Origin of the sequence: Roseiconus nitratireducens, from assembly GCF_008629675.1 — a bacterium.
Classification (GTDB): domain Bacteria; phylum Planctomycetota; class Planctomycetia; order Pirellulales; family Pirellulaceae; genus Stieleria; species Stieleria nitratireducens.
On sequence record NZ_VWOX01000007.1, the window covers coordinates 72,882 to 90,470 of the forward strand.

Below are 17,589 nucleotides of genomic sequence, written 5' to 3' on the forward strand. Positions count from 1 at the left end.
CAACGCATGAGTGGGGACAAGAATCTATCAGTCGTGATCCAACCTTAGAATTGGAACTCCGCCGGGATCTTGGTTGCGATGTTTTGCAGCTGGTCACTGGTCGTCGACAGCCGAACCAATTGCGCATGGATGCGCAAGCGCTCGATGGCGTCGGTGAGCGCGTCCGCATTGACGCCATTTTGCCGAATCAACTGCCATCGCAACTGATTCGCGTCCAGATGAAACTGAACCCAGTTGGCATCGCGTGCGAGCGTTTCGTCTTCCGTTGTGAACCGGTCGATCGCGGTGGTGTTGCGCAAACGGTTGGTTGGTGTTTGCTGCGACATCGAACGTCCAGATCGGGCAGGGGCTGATTCGGCGCGAGCTGATCCGGTGCTGGGGCGGGTCGTCGCGGCGTCATTTGCCCGAGCGATGTCGGCGGTCAATTCATCTTCGCCGTCGATGATGCGGGCGGGATTTCGCGTGTTGACGTCGTCATCTCCGTCACCGAACTCGGCGCTCTCGGGATTCACGCTTCGGGTTCCCAGCGGGTTGTCAATGTCGTAGTCGGCGTCGGGATCGTAGTCATCGGAGTCGTAAATCGAATCGATGGAATAAGGGAGAGTTGCCGAACGTGTCTGGACCTCCCGCCTGCTAATTCGGGCACCCGCGGGGCGATTCAACCCACGTCGGCTGGCGGCGGCCGCAATGGCCTTCTCCGTCCCATCCTCGACGGCGTCGGCCAGGTTTCTCGCTTCGGCCGGTCGTTCGTCGACAACGTCGTCGACGCGGTACTGCTCGATGTCCAACTCGCTTCGCTCGCGGGTCAGTTCGTCATCGATGCCCGGGTCATCCACGCCGGCTGGGGTTTGAGTATCAAGCCGGCTCAATCCGCCGGCAGCCGACCGACGCATTCGCGAGTCGGCGGCGCGTTCACGGGCCTCACCCGCGGGTGGCTGTGACGACGACGCCGCAGAAGGCCCGTCGCGTTTGGGTCCCAGTTTCTTGGCAAGTTCATTTCCGACTGCTTCCGGCGACGGCAGGGCCTGCTCATCATCCGCGCTCGACCCGCGGGACGTCTCCGTTGTCTCGCTTCGTGCCGGCTGGGCATCGGTTTGGCGTTGCACCTGGTGCCAGCCGAACTTTTCCATCGCATCAATCAGGTCGTCCGAAGTATCAGCCAGCTCGCGGAGAGATTTCCGGGTGCTTTCTTGTTCGGTCTCACGTGCAGCCTGGATGGCCAGTTTCTTCACGAGGCTGGCGTCGCTCCACAAAACTCCTGAGAGCGCCCAGTCGCTGATTTGTGAGGGCTGCCCGTTTGGCAAGTTGGCACCAGCGACCGACTCTTCCCCCGTTCCGCTATCAGCCAGCGTGGTTTCGGACCGCAGTGGGGCTTCAGGTTTCGGTTGAGCTTGATCGCCGTCGGTGATGACTGGTTGAACGGCGTTCGGTTGATTGGTGTCGGCTTGTGCGTTTCGCTGTTCGGTTTGTTCCTTGCGATCGATCCGAGCCTGCTCGTTCTCGGCTTGCTGGACTTTGGCCTGATCCAGTTGGGCGGCCGTGGCAAGGGGATTGGCATCGGGCGGTCCCTCGCCGTGGACGACCGCAATAAAGGCGACGCATAAGATGAAATACAGCGTGACGCAGGTGACAATTCTGTTCTTGGGCATGAGACGACTCGGTAGGGGTGTTTGTCTGATGATCCCGACTTGCCGCGAGAGCTTCGCCCGCAGCTGACCCTTTCCGGTCACCTGTGGCTTTTCATCGCTCACGCTGCAGCCTTGACGGCCATCGTCGGGCATCCTGTAAGCGGACATCCTCCGGAAGAATTGACGGGTCGGAATGGGTTGACTGCGTCAAGCCCGGGGAGAACGCCGGTCAAATCTGGATGGAGCGAATCTCGCGCCACAAGCGGTCCCAGCGATGAATGAATTCCCCCGCGGCGGTGGCAGATTGGAGGGCTGCAAACTTTGCCAGGCAAATCGTGCAACTTCGTGCCATTGAAGAGGACGCGTCCGCGACCGCTTCCACGCCGACATGAAGATACTTTCATTCGCATCGTGTGCTGGACTTCCCGCGGTGGCTGGCCCGAAATGCCGCGCGAAAGTTAGCGTGGCGGCGGCCCACCATGCTTGGCGCGAATCGCGGTGGCAGCGAATTCGACGTGCAAATCCTGTCGATGGCACACAGCGTGCTGAGCAGTGCGTGAAAGCGTTGGACGTGAAGAAGCGGCCATCGCAGCTGGTTTTCAGACAGAGCCTAACTGGACGGCGCGACTTTTAATCAAAAACACCGTGAATTGCGGCGACATGAGCGGCAAGGCGCTAGCCGCCGGTTGAGGCGAGAGAACCCGCGGCTAGCGCCTCGCGGCTCACCGAAAGTGGGGCCGTCCAGCTAATATCGAGGGCAGTTGCATCGGCACGACCACCTCATGCGGTGTGACCAGCGGAGCGATGGATCGGTGAAATCATCGATGCGGCCCGACGCGTTAGCCAGACACTCGTTCACCGTATATTCCGGCTCCCTGGTGGAGCCGTTCCCTTTAGGAGCGATTTCGCTGATGATTGACATGTTGCCCTCTGGCTTCAAAGAGCCTCGTCAAAGGAACGACGAGCAGATGACCATGCCATCGCGGCAACCGTCAGGTCGCCCCTCGGAGTCTTCCGGAGACGCCGTCCGAGATCGTTGGACGTTCCTGAAGGCTTGGATGCGCCGGCCGCAAGACGTCGCGTCGATCTATCCCAGTTCGGAGCGGTTGCGACGGCAGTTAAGCCACCGGGATTGCATCCGGTCGGCCGGTTGCGTGATCGAATTGGGACCAGGCACGGGCGAGACAACGTCGGCGTTGCTGGACTCCATGCCGGCACACAGTCGATTGCTGGCCGTCGAGAAAACCGAGTACTTCATCGATACGCTGCACGATATTTCTGATCCGCGGCTGGACGTTTGGCATGGCGACGCCGTGCACCTTCCGCAAATCGCTGCTGAGCACGGCATTCGGTTTCCCGACGTGATCGTTTCCGGGATTCCCTTTTCCCGTCTCTCGGCGCCGATCGCGATCGAGTTGATGCGCGGGATTCATCAACTGCTGCCCGTCGGCGGCAAGTTCATCGCGTATCAGCTCAGGGATCGCGTTTGCGAATTTGCGAGGCCATTCTTCGGCCGCAGTCTGTCTCGCCGGGTCTGGTTCAATGTGCCTCCCCTGCGGGTGTACAGCTGGACCAAGTCGTCAACGACCCCCTGGTCGCCAGAACTGCCGCGAACCGTCGTCGAAAGTTGATTTTGCATTTTTTAGATCGACAGCGCAACTTTGGGTGAGCCGCGTGGCGGTAGCAGCCGGCCTCTTCGCACCAGCCGGTGGCTCGCGAGACGCCATCTCGGACTGGCCCCATCCCAGTAAATTGGTCCGGCTGTCGGAGGAAGCTGCTGGCTGGACCGCAAATACACCGGCAATGGAACGGCGGTTGCGGCTTTGATTAGTTGTCGCTTCCAACACGCACAGTGGACGATCTTATGAGCCCCAGTACCGCGATCAGCCACGACGACCCGCGCACCAGCGCGACGAATGCTGTGCCCCAGGGCACGATGAATGCCATCGTCTACGACGACTACGGATCGCCGGATGTCCTGCACCGCGCGACACGGCCGATTCCGCAGCGCCTGCCCGGGCAGATCCTCATTCGAGTCGCGGCTGCGAGCGTCAATCCCATCGACTATCGGTTGCGGCGGGGTGAGATGAAGTACCTTCTGCCGGGTGGGTTTCCGCGCATTCCCGGATACGATGTCGCCGGGACCGTCGCCGATAGTTCCGCTGACACGCCCTTTCGGGTTGGCGATCGCGTGATGGCGCATTTGGATCGGATTCGCGGTGGCGCCTGCGCCGACTTTGCCACCTGCGCGATCGCGTCGGCAGCGCGAATTCCCGATTCGATGCCCTTTGACGTGGCGGCTGCCATCCCGCTGGCGGGGTCCACCGCACTGCAGGCGCTTCGCGACCACGGTCGAATGAAGGCCGGGCAGCATCTCTTGATCAACGGGGCCAGTGGCGGTGTGGGGATGTTCGCCGTGCAGATTGCCAAGGCCGCAGGATGCCACGTCGACGCAGTCGCCAGCGGCGACAACGAAGCCTTCTGTTTGTCGCTTGGGGCCGATCGATTCATTGACTACCAGCGGCAGGACTTTACCGAATCCGGTCGAACGTGGGACTTGGTTTTTGACGCTGCCGGAAAAGCGAGCTTTCGACGCGTGCGGAAGGTGCTGACGCCCCGTGGTCGATACGTTTCAACCGAGCCTGATTTGAAGGGGATCGTCACATCGGTGTTGACCTGGCCGCAGGCCCGCCAGGCGAAGGTCATCCTGGTCAAGCCGTGCGGGGACGATCAACGGTTTCTCATCAGCCTGTACGAATCCGGTCAGCTAAAGGTGACTTTGGACCACCGGTACGGAATGCAAGATGCAGTGGAAGCGCACCGTCGCATCGAAAACGGTGTGGACCGCGGCAAGATCGTTCTGGTCAACCAGGCGGATTGATCACGCTTTGACGATTGCCGACGACCGGGCGCTCTTGATCTGAAGCGTCTTCTTTGACACACGCATTCCCGAAGAGGCATTGCAGATGGATATCCCACAAATCGTCGGCCCTGATGACGCCAAGCGAGGCGAGATGGGTCAACAGCTGTTGGCAACCGGTAAGTCGGTTTCGCTTCGCCGGTGGCGGGAATCGAGCGGGCAAAACTGCGATTCACCACCTCGCGCTTACGAAACCGTTGGCTACCTGGTCAGCGGGAAATTGGAAGTTCAGTTGGATGGCGAATCCGCGATCGTCAATCCGGGAGACTCCTGGCTGGTACCGGCCGGTGCGAATCACCAGTACCGCGTGATTGAGGACATCGTGGCGGTCGAGGCCACCAGCCCACCGGCAAGGTTTCAGTCTCGCGACCAGGCCGCTGATGCCGAAGGTTCTGGCATCCAATAGACGGCGCGGATTTAGCGTCATCAATACTGAAGTATTCTTTTGAATGAAACGATAAACACGACGGAGTTTGACATGGCGAAACATGATCTAAGTGGAAAACGCATCGCATTCTTGGCAACCGACGGCTTTGAGCAAGTGGAGCTGACGGCTCCCTGGGAAGCGATCAGAAAGGCCGGGGCGGAAGTCGTCCTGGTTTCTCTCAAAAAAGGGGAGATCCAGGGCATGAACCACGACGAGAAGGCCGACAGGTTCGCGGTCGACGAAACCGTGGACGATGTTTCAGCAGAGTCGTTTCAAGGATTGGTGCTACCCGGTGGCGTCGCCAACCCGGATACTTTGCGGACGAACGAAGACGCGGTGCAATTCGTTCGGGACTTTTTCAAACAACACAAACCGGTTGCAGCAATCTGTCACGGCCCATGGACGTTGATCGAAGCAGGTGTTGTCGAAGGCCGGCAGGTGACTTCCTGGCCGAGTGTGAAGACCGATCTGATCAATGCGGGCGCCAAGTGGGTGGACAAGGAGTGTGTCTGCGATTCCGGATTGGTAACCAGTCGCAATCCGGGCGACTTGGACGCATTTTGTGCCAAGGCGATTGAAGAGTTCGCCGAGGGAAAACACGCCAAACAGACCGTGTGATGCGGTGCAGCCAGGCCCTGCTCGGGGAGGGCCATCTGAGGACGTTTTTCACCCCGTCGCTGCCGTCACCAGGCGGCCGGCGGGCACGTCCTGACCGCCGCCAAACGTCTTCAGCTAAAGCCTCACGATAAACGTCACGTCGAATTCCATTTGCACGGTGATCGCACAGCTTGGCTCGCGGTTAACCGTCGTGAAGGGTTTTTGCGGTGATGTGGCATTTTTCCCGTCACGGCGGCCTTCGGCATGGCACATGCAGCACATTGAAGCCACGTAATGATTTGGCAACCCGCAGCGTGACTGGCCAGAGCGCAGCAAAGTCGGCCTCTTGATGACTGGACGAAGTCTTCTTTGGTTCATTTAGAAGCTGGTCGGCAGCAAGCTTGCAGCCAACTTTTGATCGGGGCACGCCAGTCCCAGCTGCTTTCACCCAAATAGAGGATCAGATGATGACGGAACAACAGCAAGCCGTTCCCAATAAAACGGTTTCAAACAAGCATCCAGCAAGCGAAGATCCGGCACAGGACGAGCCGCTCGGCGAAAAGGCGCCGGCGGCTCCATTCGCACTCGTTGGGCTCGGGTACATGGCGGTCCTCGCCATCGCAGCCATCGCGATCGCGTTACTGATCTACTTGACGTAGGTTTTGCACAATTATCCCTGTCGCCGTCCGGCGTGCGTCGTGGAGGCGAGGGGATGTGGACGAACCTCCAACAGTAGGCTTTCGTAGGTGCGTCCCTTCCGGCGGCAGAGGCAGGTTCCTTGAACCGGCGAAAGTTAATTCGGTGGGCCAGTCTCTGCTGGCTCTCATCCATTTTAAGCCTTCGACATTGTCGGCTTTACTTCACAAGAGTCGCCGCGTTACGAATTCGATCTCCACTGAGTAAAGCCGACGCTAGAAGACGAGTGTGAATAGCAATGATGCGTGGAATCGGCATCCGCCCATCGGTCAATCTTCTTCAAGCTCAAACCGTTCCAGGGATTTTGGGTTGATCGTTTTCAACGCTCGCTCGGCGTGATTCAATCGTGTCGCCTCGGCGGCGATGATGATCAATTTGGAGCCTTCGCGGACCTTGGATTCGTAACCGTCGGCAACTTCATGGTTGACGCCCCAGCGTTCAACGCCGCCGAGTAGCCCGCCGCTGACTGCCCCGACGGCCATCCCCGCCAACGGGCCGGCGATCAGAAAGGGGCCAACCATGGTCGCGGTTCCGATGGCGGCACCGAGCGCGCCGCCCGCCAGCGTCGTCGCGGCAGCAGCCTGCTCAGACGATGCCTCACCTGGGGCCGTGTCTTTGACCCCCATCAGTTCGCGCAATCCCTCGTCCTGTCCATCGGTGACCACCGAGATCTCATCGGCCGAAAGCTTGGTTTTATCGAGAACCTCCATTGCGAGCTGCAACTTTTCCTGCGTCGCAAATTCGGCAATCAGACATTGTTGGTGCGGGTGGCTCATGGATCTGTTTCCGTCGTGAGGGAGGAAGGGCACCGCGGAATCCACATCGGTGCGGCAGGTTCCCATCGCAAAAAGCGTCTTGCGATGAAGAAGCGACTTTAAATCTCGGCCTGCGCGATCGCCCTGGGCATTCACCCTCGGCAGCATTCAGCAGGCCATCAAACCGGTCAGGAATAACGCAATTGATGTGCCAAGCTGGCTAACTTCGGAGTTGTCTGGTGGTGCATGTTTAGCTCACCTGGGCTCGCAGATTGTCTTGAAATCCAGCGGCGATACCGTGATTCGGCACAAGGCGTGCACTTCTGATTGGTGCAACTACCTATCCCGGCTTCAATGCTCCGGGTGTCGTATCGTCCAGCCAGCAAATGATCCATTGGGGCACCGCCAAAGGGCTGGATCGACTTTCAATCCGATCAACGAGGAGAACAGAAATGATTAGCCAAGATCGAATCCAGGGACATTGGGATGAAGTGAAAGGTCAGCTTCGCTCCCGTTGGGGTCAGTTGACCGACGACGATCTGCAACGGGCCAAGGGTTCCGCCGAGCATTTGGTGGGTGTGATCCAGGCCAAGACCGGCGAAGCTCGTCACGAGATCGAACATTTCCTGCATGACGTGTTGGGTGGTCGGGTGTCGCGAGCGGGCCAGCAATACTCAGCCGCGATGCAGCAATTTGCGGATGAGGCGTCTGACTATGCTCGCAGAAACTATCGTCGCGTGGCCTCCCGGTCGGGCGACTACGCGACGCGGCTGGCCGAGAGTGTGCGTGAACGGCCGGCCGAATCGCTAGCGGTCGCCTTCGGGCTTGGGATCGCCGCCGGTGCAATCTTCTTGTTCCGTGGACGCAGGTAGCGATCCTCGGGTTTCCGATTGAGTCAAATCCTGTCTTTGGAGTATCCATACAATGAGCAGTAATGTTGCCAACCGACCGCGAAAGCAAAAATCAAACGCCGGTCAACAATCCCATGACGTTGCGGCGGAAGCAGGCGAGCTTTGTGAAAGCCTGACGGGCCGATTTGCAACGGAGCCCTGCCGTGATCTGGCCGGCCGTTTCCAGTCGTATGCCCGTCAGCATCCCGATGTCGCCGCCGTGTGGGCGTTCGGGATCGGCTTTTTGATCGGCTGGCGTCTAAAACCTTGATCGGTCCTTGACGCTGAAGAACTTTCGAAGCGGTTGGTGCAACAGAGGGTGCCCAGCCGCTTTGCTGTTTGTAGTCTCATCATCCATGATACGATCTGACTGTCTCAACACCTCCGTCCGCCAAATGGGGAATGGTGTCAGTTGTCCGGCTCAATTTCAACATTGCTCTTGAGCGAAATGTGGTAGCTGGTGATTCGGTCTCGAAGCTTACCGCGTGTGATCCCTAAGATTTCAGCGGCTTGGCTTTGGTTCCCCTCGGTCGCTTTCAGCACTTCGGTGATCACGTACCGCTCCATGTATTCGGTCGCGAGCGCGTACACATTGTTCGACTTTTCGTTCAGCAGTTTCTTTACCAGTTGAGGCAGTCCGGCGCCGGGAAGTGGTGAGCGTCCAGGGCGAGGTGCTGCGCCGTCGACCGCACTTTCTTCGCCTCGCTGGCTTCGGGTGATCTCCACCGGCAAGATGTCGGAGGTGATGACCGGCATCGTACAATCCAGCACGCTGCGTCGGATGACGGCGCGCAATTGGCGGACATTTCCCGGCCAGTGGTAGGATGACAGCAGATCCAATGCTTCCGGCGACAACCCCTCCAGATCGGGCTTGCTGAACTCCTGTTTGGCTTGAGCCAGGAAGAACCGAATGAGGGCAGGAACGTCGCTCAGCCGTTGATGCAACGGCGGCAACTCGATCGTGACACCGTTCAATCGATAGAGCAGGTCTTCGCGGTAGTCCCCCGCAGCCACCATGTCCTCCAAGGGCCGGTTGGTGGCGGCGATGATTCGCACGTCGGTGGTCAGTTCACGGTTACCGCCAACTCGTTCGAATCGCTGCTCCTGCAAGACCCGCAGCACTTTGGCCTGAACTCCCGGCGCCATGTCGCCGATTTCGTCCAAAAACAGGGTGCCTCCGTTGCACTGTTCAAATTTTCCGATGCGACGGGATTCCGCTCCGGTGAAGGCACCTTTTTCGTGTCCGAAGAGTTCGCTCTCAAGCAGATTGTCCGGCAGCGCGGCGCAGTTGACGGCCAGGAAATCGTGATCCCGGCGGTGGCTGTATTGATAAAGCGCCCGGGCGACCAGCTCTTTTCCAGTACCGCTTTCGCCCCGGATCAGGATTGGAACATCTTGCTTACTGACTTTGCCGATCGCCTTGAAAACGTCAAGCATGGCCGGGGATCGACCAATGAAAAGTTCGCCGGAGTCATGCGAGTCGCCGTCATCGGCGCTGATCGCCACCGGGACACTGCTGATCTGTCGCTGTTCGATTGCCTTTTCGACCAGGTCACGCAGCGGTTCAACCGAAAGCGGCTTGGCAATGTAGTCGAATGCGCCCAACTGCATCGCTTCGATCGCGGTACCGCTGGCGGCTTCGACCGTCATGAAGATCACGGGAATCCGACGGTCAAATTCTTTGATCTCGCAGTACGCAGCCAAGCCGTTCTGATCGGGCAGCTGAATATCCAGCAGGATTGCGTCGAACGATCCGCGGCGAAGTTTTTCCAATCCCTCGCCCGCTGTCTTCGCCGTCGCGACATCGGAAATGCTCGCGAGCGAGCGTTCCACGAACGCCAAGATGGTCGGATCATCGTCGACGGCCAAGATGTTTGGAGCGGGCACCGACCACTTGGATTTTGGCTGGGGGCTCGTGTCGGGTGCTTCGGCGACTGCCATACTCATGCTCCACGTCTTCAAGTCTTCGGAACGGCTCGGGAAGACGCGACGGCAAGTCCACCGTCCGGCCGTTCAATTCCCGGCCAAGATCAAGATGACAAACCACAGGGAGCAACTCCCGTGCCGGGCATCTTGGGGGGGCTGGTTTCACTGTGCGCCATTCACAACAGGCAAACGGACTCGCCGCCACAGGAAGATCCGTGCTTTAAACACGGAGATCCGTGCCTCCGCTGGCATCGCCAGACGCTGGGACGCCACACCCGGGAGAGCGTGGCGTCGCGTTTCAGGCCGGCCGCATACAGGTCTAAGCGGAGGCGTCGCGAAGGTCGCGGATCTTGTCATGGATCTCCTTCACCTTCCGATATTGGGCCTGCAGCACATCATTCATCGCGCTACCCGCCGTCTCTTTCAAGACCTCTTCGTACGCCGCTTTGATGTGGTCTTCGCCCCGCTCGGCTTCAACCAGGACCTGGTGGGGTGATCCGCCGCTCAGCTTCGACCGGATATTCATCCAAACCCGGTGCGTCTTGGCCGCAACGCTGCCCTCGTCTTCGGCTTCTTTGCCGTTGAGCTGGACGTAGTTTTGCAATTCCGTGGCCATCGCCGAACGTTCTTCCGCCGCCTGCTTGAACAATGCCTTCAGCGAGCCGTCGGAAACTTCCTCGGCCGACTCCTTGAACCCGTCGTAGGAATCGATGTTCGCGCGAATCAACTTTTGAAGCTTGTCGACTGTCTCTTCGTTCAATTTCGTCTTCGTTTCCATGGCAAGCCTGAGGGGGTTTTAAGGGGGAGAGAAACGGATGATGGACGATTCTGCTTATCAATCCAGTGAACTCTTATTGGGAGTTGAAGATGGAAGATGGAGGTGCAATTGCTATGCCGCGGCCATGCGGCCGGATAGTTGCGGCGATTGCTTTGCCCAAGCTTCGGCTTGCGGTACGCGACCCTTCGGGATTGTCCAGCCCCTTCCTCGGACGCGTCAGCGGGACGCAAACGACCAGGTCCTGGCATCATATTTGCCCACTTTTCGCAGAGCGGCTTCGTCGTAAGAGTCACCGCGAAGGCGACGTTCCGGTTGGAGGAATCCTTCTCCCGATCCGATCTAAAGAGTGACCCACAGGAGTCGATTCTTCCCTCTCTCCACCCTGCCCTTTTATGATTCGCCGAGCAACCAGCCGAAAGATGCACGCCGTGAAGCGGGACTACCCCGGTCGCATCCTGGTCGTCGACGATTCGCGAGCCAGTCGCGTCTTGATCCGACGGTTTCTGCATGCCCTGGGAGCGCAGACCGCTGAGGCGGTGGATGGCTTCTCTGCATGGCGTCGCGTCCAGGCGGATTCGTTTGACCTCTTGATCACCGACTACGAAATGCCGGGCTGGGACGGCGGAAAATTAGTCAACGCCATTCGGGACGCCTCGCGACGGCGTCTCCGCCATTTACCGGTCATCATGGTCAGCTCCGTCCGGTGTTCCGAGTTACGTCAACGGACGGGGACTGAGTTGGTTGATCACTTCCTGCCCAAGCCGATCGATGTCGCTAAGTTGGATGTCTTGCTGCGACGGATCACCCGCGGCAGCCGATATCGCCTGCTTGTCGACCAGCGCGATCGATCTTCAGGCAGCTCCGGCAATAAAAAAGCCTAGAAATGCTCTCAGGCCATTGGTTGGCACGTCGCTTGCTTTTCGGCAGGTCATCGGTGGACGATCGCTCCACCGCACACCTCACAACAGGAGCAAGTCATGCTTTACTGGGCAGCAGTTTTCTTAGTTATCGCGATCCTGGCCGCCATCTTTGGTTTCGGCGGGATTGCGGGCGGTGCCGCGTGGATCGCTCAGGTCCTATTCGTGGTGTTTTTGATCTTGTTCGTGCTGAGCTTGATCTTTGGTCGTCGCGGTCGCGTCGGCTGACCCGCCCCCTCCGCATGGTCACGTTCGCACATGCGGTCTGTTCTCGCGTATCTCTCGTACCAATGTGAGATCCGATGCGGGCGAGGAGTGAGTGTTCAGCCGACCAAGTGCGTCGACTGGACCAGGATGAATTTGTACGCTCGAGCCGGAAACTCGAGTTCTTTCGTCGGGCCCGATCGACAGATGGGTCCGACCGAAATCCTGCCGAAAAGTCCTGCCGGAGCCGGGATACCTGGAAGGGGCCGTTAGCGAAATTCGCCCCGCTTCAAGCCGGGACGTCCGACGCGATGGGTGGATTGGGAAAGTCGCCGCGCATTCAGATCGGTGTTCGTGCGTTGAAGCCAATCGGGTACCGACGGCCGAACGATCACGTCAGGCGGTGATCATAACGCGCTACTCTCGGAGAGACCTGTCTGATTCAGCCTTCAGGCGGATCGGGCGGTCATCAGTGCACTTGGTTGCCCTGGTAGTGTGTCCCCAGTAGCAAATCATCGCTCATCGGGTTTGGAGGCCGACTTGACTCGCGGAAACGCTTTCCTGGCTCGTGCGTTCGCTTTCTGTCGCAAATTGGGTGACAGGTAGGCGAGCAATGGTCGGCCGGCCAACTGATCGCGACCCGGGTGCTGGGGGGTGATTGCAGCGATGTGCGAGTCAGCGGACTCGCCGGAGTTGCACTCTTTCATTTCGAAATCCTTTCTGAGAGTAACATCCCCAGGCAATTCCCGGTTCTAAGTCTGTCCCCAACTGTGAGCATCTGATGCCCGAGGCGACTGAACCAAACCTTGACGAAGATATCGACGGCGATGGGACGCAGGGTCAGCGGCGGCCAATCGTCGTCGGGATTGGGGCCTCCGCCGGCGGCCTGGAAGCGCTGGCCAGGTTGTTGGCCGAAGTTCCTCCTTCACCGGGAATGAGCTTCGTTGTGATCCAACACCTTTCCCCAACGCACGAAAGTGCACTGGCGGAAATTCTCTCCAGACGCATTCAAATGCCGATTCGGCAACTGGAGGGGGATCAGCGTGTGGAAACGGATCAGGTCTACGTCATCCCGCCCGGGAAATATTTGGGAATCCAAGACGGGGTGTTGCGTCTGTGTGAGCCGAAGGATCCGCGCGGCCTGCGGATGGCTGTGGACTATTTTTTGCGATCGCTCGCTGATGATGCCGGAGAACAGGCGATCGGTGTGATCCTGTCGGGTACAGGAACGGACGGGTCGGCGGGCCTGCAAGAGATCAAGCACCACGGAGGGCTGACTCTGGTTCAAGACCCCGACGAAGCTTCGCACCGTGGAATGCCACAAAGCGCGATTGACAGTGTTGCGGTCGACTTTGTCCTGCCCGTCGAGGAAATTGTTCCCAGGCTGATCAGCTATGTTCAGCATGCCTCCGAACATGGACCGCTATCGTCCAACGATTCGAACCAGCCAGATCCCGACTTGTCGTCCGTGATGGAGCTGCTGCGTCAGGAAACGCGCCATGACTTCCGTAGCTACCGAAAGAACACGTTGCTGCGACGGATTCAACGGCGGATGGGCCTGCACCAGTTGGGGCAGATCGGCGATTACCGCCAACTGCTTGACGAGAGCCGCGAGGAATTGGATGCCTTGCGACGTGACCTGCTGATTGGGGTCACCCGCTTCTTCCGCAATCCGCAAGCCTGGGAGGTTCTTGCCGAACGGGCGATCAAGCCGCTGATCCGAACAGCCAAATCCGACCGACCGATTCGCATGTGGTGTGCGGGGTGCGCGACCGGAGAAGAAGCTTACTCATTGGCGATGCTTGCTGACGAATGCCGGACGCAGCTGAATGCGACTTGCCAATTCCAAATCTTTGCGACCGACGTCGTGGAAGATGCGCTGGAGCAGGCTCGTGCCGGGGAATACAGCGATGCCGTTGCGGCGGACGTGCCTGTGGCCCGATTGAACCGCTACTTCAAAAAAGAACAGGGAACGTACCGGATCTGCAAACCGCTTCGCGAATCCGTTGTGTTTGCCAATCAGAACGTGCTTTCCCAGCCGCCGTTCTCGCGATTGGATCTGGTCCTCTGTCGCAACCTGCTGATCTACCTGCGCCGGGCCGCCCAGCAGCGCGTCTTGTCAGTGTTTCAATTCGCCCTCAATCCCGGAGGCTACCTATTCCTGGGCAGCAGCGAATCGGTGGAGCGTGCGACCGACTTGTTCGATCCTGTGGACAAGGAAAAGAGGTTGTTCCAACGGACAGGTCTGGAAGTCTCGGCGCCGATCGAGCGAGATAACGCCGACAGCAGCGAGGTGGTGAAATTTCAACGACACTCGCCCCCGGCCACGGGTATTTCGCCGAAGGATTCGTCGCGAATGATCGTCGCCATGCAACGGCAACTGATGCGAGAATGGGACCAGGGTGTGGCACTGGTCAATGGGGAGAACCGGGTGTTGGCATTGGAGGGACGTGCCGACTTGTTCCTGCAATTGCGATTGGGCGAATTCGGGGATGAATTGCTGGATCTTCTGTCACTGGCGAGGGAGGGGCTGAAATCCAAACTGCGGTCAGTGCTTCGGCAGGTGCGTCGTCATCGAGCACCGGTGATCGAGGAGTGTCACGTTCTGCGTGACGACCGCTACCACCGTTGCCGGATTCACGCTCGCCTGTTGGATCGTCCGGTTGGCGACGGCGATACCGTTTTGGTGACATTCCAACCCATCGCTTCTTCGTCCGCCTCCGCCGTTGCGGGCGGCTCATCGGCATCACGCGCTGGCAACAACTTGGCTGACAAGTTGGGTGACCATTCGGAGTTGGATGCCCAAGCGCTTCGGCATGAACTGCTGACGACGCGCGAGCAATTGAGCACCACGATTGCACAGCTGGAGTCAGCAAACGAGGAGTTGAAGGCTTCCAATGAGGAGGCCATGACGATGAACGAGCAGTTGCAGTCAGGCAATGAGGAGTTAGAAACCTCGAAGGAAGAGCTGCAATCGCTGAACGAAGAGTTGACGACGCTCAACCACCAGTTGGAGTTGAAACTGAACGAGTTGAAGCAGACGACGGACGATCTGAACAACCTGTTGACCGGTGCCAGTGTGCCCACGTTGTTCCTGGACACGGATTTGCGGATTCGCCGGTACACGCCGTCATGCCAGGAGCTGTTCAACTTCATCCCGACCGACGTGGGTCGACCGCTTTCCGACATCAGCACCATCCTTGATGACGGACAGTTGATCGAACAGGCAAAGCAGGTGTTGGCGGATTTGGCCGTTCGCGAACAGCAGGTTCAGAGTCAGGATGGTCGCTTCTTTACCCGCCGGATTCTCCCCTACCGAACGGAAGACCAGCGGATTCAGGGAGTTGTGGTCACGTTTTCCGACGTGACAGCGCTCTGCGAAGCTCAGGAAGAGGCGTCCCGTAATTTGGCACTTCTGGAAACGATCTATCGGTCGGCGCCGGTCGGGCTTTCGTTCATCACGTCGGATCTGCGGTATGTCAGCATCAACGAAAACCTTGCGCGGATCAACGGACTGCCGGTCGAAGACCACCTCGGTCGGCACATGTCGGAAATCTTGCCCGAAACATTGGGCGACGAAGTGATGGCGACGTATCGCCAAGTGATCCAGACCGGCCAGCCCGTTTGGGAAGCGGAAATCGAGGGAAAAACACATGGGACCAACGACGATCGATTGTGGCGTGTGAGCTTTGTCCCGGTTCGTGATTCAGGCGGCGAAATCCTGGGCGTCAATTCGGTCGTCCAAGACGTGACCGAACAGCGACGCTATGAGGCGAAGTTGACCGACAGCCGAAACCGACTGGCACTGGCCCTGTCGGCCGGACGCATGGGGACCTGGCACTGGAATCTGGTTTCCGGTGACGTGGAATGGTCCGATCAGATGTATCAAATCTTCGGGGTCAACGCCGCCGAAAGTCGGTCTCGGGAAGACAGCTTCATCAATCGTGTGCACCCCGACGATCGCCCTCGCGTCTCGGAGTCGATCGAGCGGAGTCTGCAGAATCGTGGTGACGGGGACAACGAGTATTCGATCCAGTGTCGGATCATCCGGGACAGCGATAAACGCGTGGTTTGGTTGGACACGCGAGGAATCGTGCAGCGGGACACCGCCGGCAATCCGCTCTCGCTGACGGGCGTCTCGATTGACGTGACCGAAACCAAGGAGCGGGAGATTGAATCCAAAGCGAACGAGCAACGTATCCGGTTGGCGGCCCGTGCGGCGGGATTCGGCACGTTCGGCATTGATTTGTCCGATTCGTACCGCATCACGTACTCCGCCGAGGCCAAATCCTTGTTGGGCTACAAGGAAGACGAAGCGATCGAGATCGATGCCGATGGAGTGCCTCGCTTCGTGCATCCGGATGATCAAACTTCGGTCGCCAACTACTTCGCGCGACTGGCCAAGCCCGACGGACAACCGCACCTGGAATACCAGCATCGCGTCGTGCGGCCCGACGGGGAGGTGCGATGGGTTCGCGTGCAGGGGCAAAAACTGATGGGGGAATATGCCGGACGGCCCCTGGTCGCACAAGTTTTGGGAACGCTGATTGACGTCACCGAACAGCACACGCGTGAAGAGTCGCTGCAGCGGGCAAAAGACGCTGCCGAGGCGGCGAACCGCTCCCGCGGCGAATTTCTGGCGAACATGAGCCATGAGATCCGCACGCCGATGACTGCGATTCTGGGTTATGCCGACATGTTGTCCCACTACCTGGATGATCCGGACAACTTGCAGTGCGTGGAAACCATTCGTCGCAACGGGCGATTCCTGCTGGATATCATTGACGATATTCTGGACCTTTCGAAGATCGATGCCGGGAAGTTCGAAATCGAGCGGGAACGTTTAGCACCGGAACGCGTCATCGCCGACATCGTGTCGCTGATGAATGTTCGCGCGGAGGAAAAAGAGATCGATCTTGAAGTCGACTTTGATGGTCCACTGCCCGAACTGATCGAAACGGATGGAAAACGTCTTCGCCAAATCCTGCTGAATCTGATCGGCAACGCGATCAAGTTTACGGATGAAGGAAAGGTAAAACTGATCGCGCGGTGTGATCGTGAAACGGGGATGTTTTCGCTGGTCGTCGAAGACACGGGGATCGGCATTGAACCGGAGAAAGTGGATCAACTGTTTCAACCGTTCACGCAAGCCGACAGTTCGGTCACCCGAGCGTTCGGCGGGACGGGGCTGGGGCTGGCGATCAGCAGACGCCTGGCACAGATCCTGGGCGGTGACATCTCGGTCGAGAGTGTTGCCGGGGAAGGCAGCATGTTCGAAGTGACCATCGATGCCGGATCGATCGATTCGGTGAACTGGCAGCGTCCCAGTTTGAACACCACCTCATCCCCGGCCACGCTCACGGCGATCCGGTTGGCAGGCGAATACCTGATCGTTGACGATCGTCGCGACATTCGGTTTCTCGCGCAACACATTGTGGAGCAGGCAGGCGGAAAGGTTGCGACCGCCAGCAACGGCCGGGAAGGTGTGGAGCTGGCGCGATCGATGATCGATCAGGGAAGGCCGTTGAACGTCATCCTGATGGACATGCAGATGCCCGTGCTGGATGGCTACGCGGCGACCCGCGAGCTTCGTTCACAGGGAATTGACGTTCCGGTGGTCGCCCTGACGGCAAATGCCATGCAGGGTGACCAGGACGAGTGTTTGGCCGCTGGATGCACCGCATTCATCTCCAAGCCCATCGACCGGGCCGCCCTGTTGCAACTGCTCGGACGATTCTCCGGACGGCGGCATGCCGAGATTGTCGGGGGGCCCTGACACGTCAACCGCCCGCCGGAAGCCGCGCAACCGGAGCTCGTCCGCGATTTGCCACGGAACGTGCGGACCGACCGG

General features: G+C 59.0%; 13 protein-coding genes. 9 read left to right on the plus strand and 4 right to left on the minus strand.

The features are described from left to right. Positions 1-44 precede the first annotated feature (44 nt). Entirely contained in the window at positions 45-1,649 is a 1,605-nt protein-coding gene (locus tag FYK55_RS13680; RefSeq protein WP_150076994.1) for a hypothetical protein, read from the minus strand. Positions 1,650-2,596: 947 nt separating this feature from the next. Here FYK55_RS13680 and FYK55_RS13685 point away from each other — a divergent pair. From FYK55_RS13685 to FYK55_RS13705, 5 genes are all read left to right on the plus strand, one after another. Beyond that, positions 2,597-3,259, plus strand: a complete 663-nt coding sequence (locus FYK55_RS13685; protein WP_161604490.1) for a class I SAM-dependent methyltransferase — start codon at positions 2,597-2,599, stop codon at positions 3,257-3,259. Between the two features lie 233 nt (positions 3,260-3,492). After that, complete coding sequence (locus tag FYK55_RS13690) at positions 3,493-4,509, plus strand: NAD(P)-dependent alcohol dehydrogenase (protein WP_235908678.1); 1,017 nt, start codon at positions 3,493-3,495, stop codon at positions 4,507-4,509. An 85-nt stretch (positions 4,510-4,594) separates the two neighbouring features. Next, positions 4,595-4,954: a cupin domain-containing protein gene (locus FYK55_RS13695; protein WP_150076996.1), complete on the plus strand. Its 360-nt coding sequence runs from the start codon at positions 4,595-4,597 to the stop codon at positions 4,952-4,954. 72 nt (positions 4,955-5,026) lie between these two features. Then, positions 5,027-5,593 (plus strand): type 1 glutamine amidotransferase domain-containing protein, encoded by a 567-nt coding sequence (locus tag FYK55_RS13700; RefSeq protein WP_150076997.1) that lies wholly within the window; start codon positions 5,027-5,029, stop codon positions 5,591-5,593. 443 nt (positions 5,594-6,036) lie between these two features. Next, on the plus strand, positions 6,037-6,231 hold the full coding sequence (locus FYK55_RS13705; RefSeq protein ID WP_150076998.1) for a hypothetical protein: 195 nt from the start codon (positions 6,037-6,039) through the stop codon (positions 6,229-6,231). Positions 6,232-6,537: 306 nt separating this feature from the next. Here the strand turns inward: FYK55_RS13705 and FYK55_RS13710 are convergent, their stop codons facing one another. Beyond that, complete coding sequence (locus tag FYK55_RS13710) at positions 6,538-7,044, minus strand: DUF1269 domain-containing protein (RefSeq protein WP_161604491.1); 507 nt, start codon at positions 7,042-7,044, stop codon at positions 6,538-6,540. A gap of 431 nt (positions 7,045-7,475) precedes the next feature. On the opposite strand from FYK55_RS13710, the gene FYK55_RS13715 reads away from it, so the two are divergent. Continuing rightward, the gene (locus FYK55_RS13715; protein ID WP_150077000.1) at positions 7,476-7,895 is read left to right on the plus strand and encodes a CsbD family protein; all 420 of its coding nucleotides are present in this window, start codon (positions 7,476-7,478) and stop codon (positions 7,893-7,895) included. A 426-nt stretch (positions 7,896-8,321) separates the two neighbouring features. Here the strand turns inward: FYK55_RS13715 and FYK55_RS13725 are convergent, their stop codons facing one another. Together FYK55_RS13725 and FYK55_RS13730 are read right to left on the minus strand one after the other, a co-directional pair. Next, the gene (locus FYK55_RS13725; RefSeq protein ID WP_150077002.1) at positions 8,322-9,860 is read right to left on the minus strand and encodes a sigma-54-dependent transcriptional regulator; all 1,539 of its coding nucleotides are present in this window, start codon (positions 9,858-9,860) and stop codon (positions 8,322-8,324) included. Between the two features lie 298 nt (positions 9,861-10,158). Next, positions 10,159-10,599, minus strand: a complete 441-nt coding sequence (locus FYK55_RS13730) for a PA2169 family four-helix-bundle protein (protein ID WP_235908679.1) — start codon at positions 10,597-10,599, stop codon at positions 10,159-10,161. A gap of 446 nt (positions 10,600-11,045) precedes the next feature. On the opposite strand from FYK55_RS13730, the gene FYK55_RS13735 reads away from it, so the two are divergent. From FYK55_RS13735 to FYK55_RS13745, 3 genes are all read left to right on the plus strand, one after another. Next, positions 11,046-11,498, plus strand: coding sequence for a response regulator (locus tag FYK55_RS13735; protein ID WP_235908680.1), 453 nt, complete (start codon positions 11,046-11,048; stop codon positions 11,496-11,498). A gap of 96 nt (positions 11,499-11,594) precedes the next feature. Next, the gene (locus FYK55_RS13740) at positions 11,595-11,762 is read left to right on the plus strand and encodes a DUF1328 domain-containing protein (protein ID WP_150077005.1); all 168 of its coding nucleotides are present in this window, start codon (positions 11,595-11,597) and stop codon (positions 11,760-11,762) included. A 757-nt stretch (positions 11,763-12,519) separates the two neighbouring features. Next, positions 12,520-17,514, plus strand: coding sequence for a CheR family methyltransferase (locus FYK55_RS13745; RefSeq protein ID WP_150077006.1), 4,995 nt, complete (start codon positions 12,520-12,522; stop codon positions 17,512-17,514). Positions 17,515-17,589: the final 75 nt, after the last annotated feature.